Below are 12,215 nucleotides of genomic sequence, written 5' to 3'. Positions count from 1 at the left end.
CATGGCCTTTTGGGGCCATGCGCTACCATCACTCTTTTAACGAGCCACTTGCACTATTTTTGGCGTCGTTAAACTCTTTTAATCCTCGTCCCAGCCCCTTCATTAGTTCCGGTAATTTTTTGCCGCCGAACAGCAGCATTATTACCACAACTATTACTATTAATTCAGGCGTTCCCAAACCGCTCATATGTTCTTTGTTTGATCAAATGTAATACACATTTATTGCCCCTTAAAGCGAGTATAGATGAACAGGCCGAATGTACCGACGAATAACCCATACAAATAGACATCAACAAAAAAGGCGGTAGTTAAACTACCGCCTTTGCTATATCGTATAAAAATTATCTGATTAGTTACCCAGTTCGGACATGAACTTGATACGCATCAATTGTACTTCTTCGTAAGTATAATCATCGGCACCTAATTCAACCAGGGCATTGTCTATCGAGTCAACCTCGGCTGTTTTAAAGTAGTCGAACACCTCGTCCTGCTTATCCTCGTCCATTACCTCATCAATGTAATAATCAAGGTTAAGTTTGGTACCCGAGTTAACAATTGATTCTACCTCGCGAAGTATCTCCTCGTAGGTTAAGCCTTTTGATGCGGCTATATCCTCAAGGTTAAGGTGCCTGTCAATATTCTGGATGATGTAAACCTTAAGCGCTGATTTATTGGCCGCGCTTTTGATCACCATATCAACCGGGCGGTCAATATCGTTATCCTCTACATATTTTTTGATCAGCTCAATAACAGGCGCACCAAACTTCATGGCCTTACCTGCACCAACGCCCGATATTTGTTTCAGCTCATCTATCGATACCGGGTAATGCGTACACATTTCCTCCAGCGATGGGTCCTGGAATACAACAAACGGCGGCAGGCTTTTTTGCTTGGCTATCTTTTTACGCAGATCCTTCAACATTTGCAGCAATTGCGTATCTAACGCGCCTCCACCCTGCTTTGGTCCGTCCTCGTTATCGTCATCATCAGCAGCCTCAATAACCCTGTTTATCAGGAACCTGATACTGTAAGGATTATCAATAAAATTGGCCCCCTTTTCGGTAATGCGCAACAAACCATACTGATCAATATCCTTTGACAGAAAATCATCCAGCAAAGCCTGCCTTAATACCGAGTTCCAAAGGTTTTCACCATCCTCTTTACCTGAATTAAAGTACGACAGGTTATCGTGCCCGTAGTTGCGTACCTGCGGATTATCGGCACCTATCAGTATATCGATAATGTAACGGTCGTCAAACTTCTCACCCAGGTGCTTGATCAGGCTGAGTGCTTTATGCAGATGAGCCTCGGCATCAAAAAAGGTTTTTGGCGCGCAGCAATTATCGCACATGCTGCTGCAATTGCTTTCGTCAAAGCTCTCGCCAAAGTAATGCAGTATCTGTTTACGGCGGCAAACTGATGATTCGGCATAATCTATCACCTCTTTCAGTATCTGCGTGCCTATCTCACGTTCAGATACCGGCTTATCCTTCATAAATTTCTGAAGCTTATCGATATCCTTTTGCGAGTAGAACGATACGCACACCCCCTCGCCACCATCACGCCCGGCTCTACCGGTTTCCTGGTAGTAGCCTTCCATGCTCTTTGGCACATCGTGGTGTATTACGTATCTAACATCGGGTTTATCAATACCCATACCGAAGGCTATGGTAGCTACAATAACGTCAACATCTTCCATCAGGAATTTATCCTGCGTATCGGCACGTACCTTGGCATCAAGGCCCGCGTGGTAAGGCAGGGCACGTATGCCGTTAAGGTTTAATACTTCAGCAACTTCCTCCACCTTTTTACGGCTAAGGCAATATATAATACCCGATTTACCGGTATTTTGCTTAACAAATTTTACTATCTCCTTAATTACATTGCGCTTGGCGCGTACTTCGTAAAAAAGGTTGGTACGGTTAAATGATGATTTATAAACCGTAGCATTATTCATTTGCAGGTTTTTCTGAATATCGTGCTGTACCTTTGGCGTAGCCGTGGCGGTAAGTGCGATGATCGGGATGTTCTCACCGATATTGCTGATCACCTGCCTGATCTTGCGGTACTCGGGGCGAAAATCATGGCCCCACTCTGATATACAGTGTGCTTCGTCAACCGCTACGAATGATACATGGTTGAGGCGCAAAAAATCGATATTCTCTTGTTTGGTCAATGATTCGGGCGCAACGTACAAAAGCTTGGTTTTGCCGCCCAAAACATCCTCTTTTACACGGGCTATATCAGCCTTGGTAAGTGATGAATTTAAAAAGTGCGCAATGCTGTCTGATCCGCCGAAAGCACGAAGCTGATCGACCTGATTTTTCATTAACGCGATTAGTGGTGAAATTACAATGGCGGTGCCATCGCTCATGAGTGCAGGCAACTGGTAACACATTGATTTACCGCCACCTGTTGGCATAATAACAAACGTATCCCTCCCGGCTAATATATTGGTAATAATTGCCTCCTGGTCGCCCTTAAAATTATCGAATCCAAAGAAATTTTGAAGATTATCAAAAAGCGACTTCTTAGTCTCTATCATTATTTGTTGAGTGCTTGAAAAATAAAAGTTCAAAATAACAAATTATTTTATAAATAGATTAGCTGAAAACCAAAATTTTATACAATTATGATTAATTTATTAAAAACAATTTGTTTACTTACGGTTTATTAAAACCGGTGTTGTTTTTTGAATAATTAACGCAGATTTTGCAAATAATTGTTCACTTTTACGCAGCACGTCACATTTAACTATATCAACCTTTTCAATGAACAGTAACTACTATGCCATTATAATGGCCGGCGGCATCGGAAGCCGTTTTTGGCCCATAAGCAGAACTTCATACCCTAAACAATTTATTGACATATTAGGCACCGGCAAAACTCTTATACAAAACACATACGATCGTTTTTTAAAAGTTTGCCCTAAAGAAAATATTTACGTTGTTACCAACGAGAACTACGCCGACATTGTAAAAGAACAATTGCCCGACATGGGCGACAACCAGATACTTACCGAGCCGGTAATGCGTAATACCGCTCCTTGCGTGGCCTACGGTTGTTTTAAAATAGAAAGAATCAATCCTGATGCCGCGATTGTTGTAGCCCCTTCAGATCACTTGATATTGGACGAGGCCGCATTTATCAACTCTATCGAAAAATCGCTGCAAACAGCCACACAGCATCAATGCCTGGTTACTTTAGGTATTAAGCCATCAAGACCTGATACCGGTTACGGGTACATACAGTTTACCGATAACGTTATAGATACCGACTTCCATAAGGTTAAAACCTTTACCGAGAAACCTAATATTGAGCTTGCCCGTACCTTTATGCAAAGCGGCGAGTTTTTATGGAATGCCGGTATTTTCATTTGGTCGGCAAAAGCAATTGTAAAGGCATTCGGCAGCTACCTGCCTGATATGTATGATATTTTCGCAGACGCCCGTTCGGTTTATAATACAGATGATGAACGCCGTTATGTAGGCACTGCTTATCAGCGTTGTACCAATATATCTATCGACTATGGTATTATGGAGAAGGCTGATAATGTATACGTATTGCCTTCGGAGTTCGGGTGGTCTGACCTGGGTACCTGGGCCTCTATATACGAGTTGGCTGATAAGGATTATGTAGGCAACGCCGTTATACCGGCAGAGAAGGTGATTATGTACGATTCATCAAACTGTATGGTTAACGTACCTGATGAAAAGCTGGTGATATTGCAAGGCCTGCACGATTACATTGTAGTTGAATCAAACAACACCCTGCTGATCTGCCCGCGCGATCAGGAGCAAAATGTTAAGCAGGTAGTTGCCGATGTTAAACAAAAATTCGGTACAAAATACATTTAAGCATCACAGCTAAATACTATAAACCAAGAAAGGCCCGCGATAAATATCACGGGCCTTTCTTGTTCTTATTTAAGTATCGGTTATTACAAACCGAAACCGTAAGCTACACGCAGACCAACTGCACCGTAGTTATTGCTTTGGCCAGAGAAGTTTTCATACTTCACACCAAAATCCCAATGTTTATCGGCCCAACCAAGCGCTGGTGATAATAATAATTTAGTGTTACCACCTTCTGCTGTTTCAAAACCGGCACCGGCTTCGGCACCTACATACAGGTTATCAGTAAAGAATGATTTAATACCTATTTTAACCGGTACTATACCTATATCTGATCCGCCCAAGTCAGAGATCTCCTCTTTGGCAAAAAAGTTATAGTAACCTGATGTTAAGGTTAATGCTAAATTATCGGCAACACCATATTGTAAACGTGCAGTACCACCTAATTGAAAGTTACTGTAATCTTTAGCGTTACCGGTTGGTAAACCAGCTTCAACACCGAAACCTAAACGCCATGCGCTTTTTTCGTTAGTTTGGGCTTTAACATCTGTAGTTCCTAAGAATAATGCTACAGCAGTTACTGCTGAGGCTATTAGTTTTGTTGAATTTTTCATTTTCTGTTGTGATGTTTTGTAAATAAATTTCAGATTCACAACAAGGCTTTTACAAATACGTTGCCAAAGCACGTTAAAAAGGCGTTTTAACACGCTTTATATATGCTATTATATAATGCAAAGGCACTGATAACAAATAACATCGGCTTTACACATGGCGTATATATTACACAGATATTGCAAGCATATATTTCTATCAAATCAGCAATATTAAAAGTATTAATTAGGCTACAATATGTCCGTTTATATTGACAATTTCACATAATTTTCATTTATCACAAGCGTAATAAAATCTATTAAAATATATTATTTGTATATGGCACCAACAAAAAAACGCCCGGTATATGCCGGGCGTTTTTTAATATATAATTTCATGATATTTTATTCCTCGTCATGATCCGGGTCTGGTTTGTAAGTAGCTTCAAGCTCGGCAAGTTTTTCTTTACCATAAGCCATACGGGTAATTACATAGTACAATACCGGTACAATAAATATTGCCAGCGCTGTTGCCGAAAGCATACCACCAAACACCGTCCAACCGATAGTTTTACGTGATACCGCGCCCGCGCCGGATGCGAACAATAACGGCAGGATACCCAGGATGAACGCCATTGACGTCATCACTATCGGGCGTAAACGCAGGCGTACTGCCTCCAACGTGGCCTTTTCGAGATTCATACCGCGGTCAACACGTTCCTTGGCAAACTCTACGATCAGGATAGCATTCTTGGCCGCCAAACCGATCAGCGTGATCAAACCAATCTGCGCGTAAACGTTATTGGTAAGTGTTGGCTGGAAACTTAGGAACAATATAGCCCCGAACGCGCCCAGCGGTACCGCTAACAGTACCGAGAATGGTACCGACCAGCTCTCGTACAATGCAGCCAGGAACAGGAATACGAAGCCGATTGACAGGGCGAAGATATATATACTCTTTGATCCTGACAGTATCTCCTCACGGCTTAGGCCCGAAAACTCGTAACCATAACCTTGAGGCAGGGTTTGAGCCGCAACCTCTTGTAAAGCCTTAATAGCGTCGCCACTGCTGTATCCCGGCTTGGTGCTACCATTTATCTCTGCCGAACGGAACAGGTTATAGTGCGATATAAGCGGCGCGTTCTCAATAACCTTATATGAGGTTAATGTACTTAATGGCACCATGCCCCCTGCCCTGTTGCGTACAAAGTACTGGCCTATGTTGTTAATGCTTGTACGGTAGTTTGTATCGGCCTGAGCCAGTACCCTAAAGTTACGGCCGTAGATGGTAAAATCGTTAATATAGGTACTACCCATGTAGGTTTGCAGCGCGCTGTTAACGTCGCTTATCTGTACGCCGAGCTTTTTAGCCTTTTCACGATCGATAGTTAACTGATATGCCGGTGTACGTGCGGTAAAGAATGAGAATGCACGGGCAATCTCCGGACGGGCGTTAACCGCGCCAACAAATGTTTGCAGGGTTTTCTCAAAGTTCTTGATATCACCACCTGCTTCACGCTCCTGTAATATGAACGAGAAACCACCAGTGTTACCCAAACCCGGAATTGCCGGAGGCGATATTACTACCACGCTGGCTTCCTTAAATTTAGCCGATAGCTTTTGTTGCAGCATACCTACTAATGATTCCAGCTTATCTGCCTCCTCCTTACGTTCATCCCAAGGCTTAAGCTGTACGAAGATGGTGGCACTGTTTGATTTGGTAGCGAAGTTAATAGCATTCAAACCACCCAAAGCCGCGTAGTGCTTAATAGCAGGTACGCTGTCAAGTGTTTTCATCATGCCACGCAATACATCAACAGTACGCTCGGTTGATGAACCTTCAGGTAAATCGTAAGTTACGAATATACGTCCCTCATCCTCCAGCGGGATAAAGCCTGCCGGTTTACTGCGGAACAGAAATACAGTACCTACTATAATGGCGATCAGCACAAACATCACGAATTTTGAGTGTTTGATACCTTTATCAACCGCGTTTCTGTAGCGGCCGGTAATCCTATCGAACCAGGAGTTGAATTTGTAAAAGAACTTATCTAAACCGCCTGATTTTTCATCTATTTTATGCGGACGAAGGATAAGTGTACATAATGCCGGCGTTAATGACAAGGCCACGAATGCCGAGATCAGTACCGAGATAGCGATAGTGATAGCGAACTGCTGATACAATCTACCTACTATACCCGGAATAAAGCCTACCGGAACAAACACCGCCGCCAAAATTAATGCGATGGCTATTACCGGTGCCGATATATCGCGCATGGCATGTACGGTAGCTTCTTTAGGCGACATGCCCTTTTCATCCATATAATGCTGCACAGCCTCCACCACAACGATGGCATCATCCACCACAATACCAATTGCGAGTACGAAACCAAATAGCGTAAGTGTATTAATGGTAAAGCCTAATGGTATAAAGAAGATAAACGTACCCACAATAGATACCGGGATTGCCAGTACAGGGATAAGCGTAGTACGCCAGCTTTGCAGGAATAGGAATACCACCACAATTACCAGCACAAGGGCTATAACTAAAGTTTCAATAACCTCATCTAACGATACCTTTACCACGGTTACCGACTCAAACGGAACCACATAGTCAACATCATTCGGGAAGGTTTTTTTCAGTTGCTCCATAGTTTCAGTAACATTATCGGCTGTTTCGATAGCGTTACTGCCGGGTGCCTGGTAAATCAGCAGGTATGATGCCCTTTTGTTATCAACAAATGAGTTACCGGCATAATTGTATTTACCCAATTGTACACGGGCCACATCTTTTAAATGCACCACCGCGCCATTTTCGGGCTGTGTTTTTACTACGATGTTCTCAAACTCCTCGGGCTTAACCAAACGGCCTTTTACCAGCACGGTGTACTCAAAGGTTTGCCCCTTCATTTGCGGGGTGGCACCTACGGTACCCGCGGCAACCTGCGCGTTCTGCTCCTGCAAAGCGGCAGTAACATCAGCGGCAGACATGCCCAGGGCAGCCAGCTTATCAGGCTTTAGCCATATACGCATACTAAAGTCATCGGCACGGGTAAACACGTCACCCACACCTTTGGTACGCAAAAGCGCGTCTTTTATAAATACGTTGGCATAGTTATCAGTAAAGGTTACATCGTGTGTGCCTTTTGGCGAAAACAAGGCCACCAGCATCAGGATGCTGGGGTTACGTTTACGTACCACCAAACCTAAACGCTGTACCTCCTGCGGTAAGGTTGGCTGGGCTATACCCACACGGTTTTGCACGTCTAACGCGGCAATATTAATATCGGTACCTACTTCAAAGTTAACGGTCATGGTCATTTGGCCGTTGCTGGTACTGTTACTTTGCAGGTAGGTCATGCCCGGTGTACCGTTTACTTGTACCTCAACAGGTGTGGCCACCGTTTGCTCAACCGTGAGCGCGTCGGCGCCGGTATAGTTACCGGTAACCTGCACGGTAGGCGGTGTAATTTCGGGGTACTGTGCAATAGGCAGATTGCTGATTGCCAGTGTACCCACTACAAGTATCACTAATGATATTACAATGGCCGTAACCGGTCGTCGTATAAAGGTTTCTGCTATCATTCTTTTATTAAAGTTTCGTTGGCGCGGCTTTTAAATACCGCGACGTCTTTTTTCCAAATAGGTGTTGATGTAAGGCCGAATTATTTAGCAGCGGCTTTGCCTTGTGCAGCAGGTTGTGCAGGCGCGGCTGTAGTTACTTTACTGCTATCGCGCAGGCGTTGTATACCTTCGGTAATTACCTTATCGCCCTCGTTAATGCCATTAAGCACAATAACATCAGCATTAACACGCGGACCAAGCGTTACCTTGTGTTGCAGCGCGATGCTATCCTGCGCGGTAAATACAAAGAACTCACCCATTTGCTCAACTACCGCTTTGTAAGGTATTTGTATACGATCGCCCGAGTCATTGTTCAACACCTGCAATACACCGCTCATGCCATCCTTTAACTCCTTATTAGGGTTAGGAAACTGTATTCTTACAATAGTGCTACCTGTTTGGTTGTTCACACCGCGGTCAACAGCCAGTATTTTACCTTTGCTACCATACATCTGGCCGTTTGGCAGTTGCAGTTTAAAGGTGCTGTCGGTACTGCTTTTCATCAATTTATAAAACCTGTCAAGCTGCTGCTCGTTGATCACCACATCAATACCTACCGGATTTTCGGCCGAGATGGTATTTAATAAGGTGGTACCCGGCGTAACCTGAGCACCCAAACGTACTTGTGATATACCTATACGGCCTGTGAATGGCGCTGTAATGGTAGCGTACGACAGATCGGTACGTGCCGACTCTAAAGCCGCGTTAGCTACAGCAACCTGGCTCTTAGCGGTTTCGTAAGCAGCAGATGCCTGATCAACCGTTTGACGGGCAACGGCATCATTCTTTAATAACATATTGTAACGATCAATATCCTTTTGGGCCTTTAGCAAGTTAGCTTTAGCGCTAAGCACGTTGGCTTGTGCCTGCTGATAGGCTGCCAGGTATTTACGACGGTCAATCTCATACAAAGCTTTCCCTTTTTCAACTACCTCGCCTTCTTTAAAAAAGATACCGGTTATAAAGCCCGATACCTGGCTGCGCAGTTCAACGGTATTAAGTGCTACCACTATACCCTGAAAATTATCATAATAAGCGGCGGGCGTTTTTTTGGCTTCAACAACGCTTATTGAAGTTGCCGGCGGTGGGCCTGCCTGCTGCTGTTTGCTACCACAAGCCGACCAAGTTAATGTGGCGGTTACAGCCAACACGTATATACTGGTGTGTTTCATATTCAGGGTTTAGTTTTGTTGTGCAGATATGTTTCCTAATGATCGTTCAAGATCGATCTTGCTTGACAATACCTGGAACAATGCGTTATAATAATTTAATTGTGCTGTTCTTAAGTCTGTTTGCGATACAATAACATCGAGGTATGTTTTAATACCCTCGCGGTATTGCAGGCTTACTACGTTGTATACATCGCGGGCCAAATCAACATTCTCCTTAACCAGTTGCCAGGCAGTGTAGTTACTTTTATAGTTGGCTAATGCCTGTACATACTCGGTATTTATGCTGTTTTGCGTGTTTTGAATGTCGAGGTCAACCCTTTCTTCCTGCAAGCGGGCTTTACGCAGGTTTTGTATACGGCGGGTTCCCTGAAATAATGGGATGCTTAATGACAAGCCTACATATCCGTTAGGAAAACTATTATTATACAAATTTGACAAGCTGCTGCTGGCATAAATAAGGTTATATGTACCCACTGCCGAAAGTGATGGTAAAAAGCCCCATTTGTAGTAGCTTACATTTAAGTTTTGCAATGTTTTTTGGCTTTGCAGCATACGGTATTCAACACGTTTGGTAACATCCAGTGTTTGGTTGGTATCAATAGCGGCTTCGCTTTCAAAGCGGGTTGAATCATATTGTAAACTCAACTGGTTGCCTGCGCTTAAACCCATTAGCTGTTTCAGGTAAGCTTCGCGGCTTTTAATAGCCTCGGTTAACTGCTTACGGTTTGACATGGAATTGTTAAGCGCGATGGTGGCCTGTTTGTAGTCGATCTTGTCGGACACGCCGGCATCATACTTGTTGCGGGCATCCTTTAAGCTGCGCTGCAACCTTATAATATCCTCGTTGGTTATATTAAGTTGCCTTTGCGATAGCAGTACATCATAAAATGCCTTGCTAACGTCGGATACCAGGTTGATGCGTACACTCTCGTTGTTCTGTTTATAGTATTGCCTTGAGAAACGTGAAGCACGTGAAGCGAGCAATACATCATTATTATACAAGGCCTGATTTACCTGCACGCCAAGTATCGACAGGTTTTTGATGCTATTTTGCAAAACACTACCCGGTACGTTGGCCGAGTTGGCGTTTGGCCCGCCCTCGTAATAGTGTTGCAACTGGCCTGTACCTGTTGCTTGCGGCAGCCATCCGGCAAGGCCAATCCGAATGTCGCGTTCGTTGATGCTTTCATCAATGGAGGCTTGTTTGGCTGTTGGCTGGTTGCGCAGGGCAAAATCAATACACTGTTGCAACGATACGTTACCCGATATACTATCGGCCCGGGGCTGCGTTTGGGCATAAGCACCCGAAACAGTTATTATATTAAATAATAAGATGTAAACTCTCTTCATAAAAATATGAGCGCGGTGTGATGTGTTAAATATTCGGGCAAAAATTCTATATAATTACCAATATTTCAGGTATACATTGCGAATATGTTATTTAAATGACTATTTTTTTGTTAATAACAATTTTTTTACGTAAAGGTTCGGTTACACATATAAGTATATATGATTTTTATAGTTATATAAGTCGACACACCAATAACTTACTATTTGCAAAATTTTGACACTGTTTAAATAAAAAATTTAATTACTTTGCCTTTTAGATTTTAAAAGATCGAAGGAATAGGCTGTGTAAAAAAATTTACATCCGAAAGTTATCGGGATATGGCTTATTCATATTATTTTTACAAAAAATTTAAGCAGGCTTAATGCATGGGTAAAAAACTACATCAAAAAATTGCTCAGTTCCAGGATGCGAATATGATCAGGGAGAAGGGTCTGTATCCTTTTTTCAGACCGATAGAATCAGGGCAGGATACTGAAGTTATTATTAATAATCAACGTGTACTCATGTTTGGGTCAAACTCTTATTTGGGTTTAACCAACCATCCTAAAATCAAAGAAGCATCAAAAAAGGCTATCGATAAGTATGGTACCGGCTGTGCGGGTTCACGTTTTTTGAACGGAACGCTTGATATTCATATCGAGTTGGAGAACAGGCTTGCAAGTTATGTAGGCAAAGAGGCGGCAGTGTTATTTAGTACTGGTTTCCAGGTTAACCTGGGTGTACTATCGTGCATTACCGGCCGTAACGATTATTTAATATTAGACGAATACGATCACGCCTCATTAATTGACGGCAGCCGTCTTTCATTCTCAAAGGTTATAAAATACGCCCACAATGATATGGGCGACCTGCAACGCAAATTAAGCCTGCTGCCCGAAGAAGCGGTAAAGGTTATTGTTGTTGACGGTATCTTCAGCATGGAAGGTGACATTGTTAAGTTGCCTGAAATTGTAAGACTGGCCGATGAGTATGGCGCCAACATTATGGTTGATGACGCGCACAGCTTAGGCGTTATAGGCGAGAATGGTTCAGGTACCGCATCACACTTTGGGTTAACTGATGAGGTTGACCTGATCATGAGCACATTCAGCAAATCACTGGCATCATTAGGTGGTTTTATTGCTGCTGATTATGACACTATTGATTACCTGAAACACCGCGCACGTTCATTAATGTTCAGCGCGAGCATGACACCGGGATCAGTAGCGAGCGTTATTGCCGCTTTAGATATTATCGAATCAGAACCGGAGCGTATCACCAAACTTTGGGATAATACTAACTACGCGAAACGTTTGTTAACTGAAGAAGGCTTTGATATAGGCGCGTCAGAAAGCCCTATCCTGCCTATCTACATTCGTGATAACGATAAAACATTCCTGGTTACTAACCAGCTGCAACGTAACGGTATATTTGTTAATCCGGTGGTATCGCCAGCGGTGCCTTCAGATTCATCGCTGCTGCGTTTCTCGCTTATGGCCACACACACGTTTGACCAGATTGACGAGGCGGTTGAGAAGATAGCGAAAGCCTTTAAAGATGTTGGTGTAACAGCCGTTAAAGAAAACATCTAACAAAAAATTGCCCGAGCATAATAATAAGGTACACAAAACAGTGTACCTTATTT

General features: G+C 43.3%; 8 protein-coding genes. 2 read left to right on the top strand and 6 right to left on the bottom strand.

Translation table 11 applies throughout. The features are described from left to right. Positions 1-28: 28 nt before the first annotated feature. On the bottom strand, positions 29-187 hold the full coding sequence (gene tatA, locus IM792_RS01925) for a twin-arginine translocase TatA/TatE family subunit (protein WP_194099987.1): 159 nt from the start codon (positions 185-187) through the stop codon (positions 29-31). Positions 188-349: 162 nt separating this feature from the next. Beyond that, positions 350-2,542: a DNA helicase RecQ gene (recQ, locus tag IM792_RS01920; RefSeq protein ID WP_194100774.1), complete on the bottom strand. Its 2,193-nt coding sequence runs from the start codon at positions 2,540-2,542 to the stop codon at positions 350-352. 229 nt (positions 2,543-2,771) lie between these two features. Between recQ and IM792_RS01915 the strand changes: the two genes are divergently transcribed. After that, the gene (locus IM792_RS01915) at positions 2,772-3,857 is read left to right on the top strand and encodes a mannose-1-phosphate guanylyltransferase (RefSeq protein ID WP_194099986.1); all 1,086 of its coding nucleotides are present in this window, start codon (positions 2,772-2,774) and stop codon (positions 3,855-3,857) included. 83 nt (positions 3,858-3,940) lie between these two features. Here IM792_RS01915 and IM792_RS01910 read toward each other — a convergent pair whose 3' ends face one another. The 4 genes from IM792_RS01910 to IM792_RS01895 all read right to left on the bottom strand — a co-directional run bounded on the left by IM792_RS01910 (position 3,941) and on the right by IM792_RS01895 (position 10,590). Beyond that, positions 3,941-4,468 (bottom strand): hypothetical protein, encoded by a 528-nt coding sequence (locus IM792_RS01910; RefSeq protein ID WP_194099985.1) that lies wholly within the window; start codon positions 4,466-4,468, stop codon positions 3,941-3,943. A gap of 381 nt (positions 4,469-4,849) precedes the next feature. Beyond that, positions 4,850-8,029, bottom strand: coding sequence for a multidrug efflux RND transporter permease subunit (locus tag IM792_RS01905; RefSeq protein WP_194099984.1), 3,180 nt, complete (start codon positions 8,027-8,029; stop codon positions 4,850-4,852). An 80-nt stretch (positions 8,030-8,109) separates the two neighbouring features. Continuing rightward, the gene (locus IM792_RS01900) at positions 8,110-9,240 is read right to left on the bottom strand and encodes an efflux RND transporter periplasmic adaptor subunit (RefSeq protein WP_194099983.1); all 1,131 of its coding nucleotides are present in this window, start codon (positions 9,238-9,240) and stop codon (positions 8,110-8,112) included. Positions 9,241-9,249: 9 nt separating this feature from the next. Continuing rightward, on the bottom strand, positions 9,250-10,590 hold the full coding sequence (locus tag IM792_RS01895) for a TolC family protein (RefSeq protein ID WP_194099982.1): 1,341 nt from the start codon (positions 10,588-10,590) through the stop codon (positions 9,250-9,252). 366 nt (positions 10,591-10,956) lie between these two features. On the opposite strand from IM792_RS01895, the gene IM792_RS01890 reads away from it, so the two are divergent. Then, the gene (locus tag IM792_RS01890; RefSeq protein ID WP_194099981.1) at positions 10,957-12,162 is read left to right on the top strand and encodes a pyridoxal phosphate-dependent aminotransferase family protein; all 1,206 of its coding nucleotides are present in this window, start codon (positions 10,957-10,959) and stop codon (positions 12,160-12,162) included. The last annotated feature ends 53 nt before the right edge of the window (positions 12,163-12,215 follow it).

It is taken from the genome of Mucilaginibacter sp. JRF (assembly GCF_015223065.1).
GTDB lineage: Bacteria > Bacteroidota > Bacteroidia > Sphingobacteriales > Sphingobacteriaceae > Mucilaginibacter.
This window is presented reverse-complemented; position numbering and strand designations above follow the sequence as displayed.

What these genes read in the sequence shown, in the direction of transcription:
- tatA (WP_194099987.1), bottom strand. Translation starts at nt 187, where the DNA reads ATGAGCGGTTTGGGAACGCCTGAATTAATAGTAATAGTTGTGGTAATA.
- IM792_RS01915 (WP_194099986.1), top strand. Translation starts at nt 2,772, where the DNA reads ATGAACAGTAACTACTATGCCATTATAATGGCCGGCGGCATCGGAAGC.
- IM792_RS01910 (WP_194099985.1), bottom strand. Translation starts at nt 4,468, where the DNA reads ATGAAAAATTCAACAAAACTAATAGCCTCAGCAGTAACTGCTGTAGCA.
- IM792_RS01905 (WP_194099984.1), bottom strand. Translation starts at nt 8,029, where the DNA reads ATGATAGCAGAAACCTTTATACGACGACCGGTTACGGCCATTGTAATA.
- IM792_RS01900 (WP_194099983.1), bottom strand. Translation starts at nt 9,240, where the DNA reads ATGAAACACACCAGTATATACGTGTTGGCTGTAACCGCCACATTAACT.
- IM792_RS01895 (WP_194099982.1), bottom strand. Translation starts at nt 10,590, where the DNA reads ATGAAGAGAGTTTACATCTTATTATTTAATATAATAACTGTTTCGGGT.
- IM792_RS01890 (WP_194099981.1), top strand. Translation starts at nt 10,957, where the DNA reads ATGGGTAAAAAACTACATCAAAAAATTGCTCAGTTCCAGGATGCGAAT.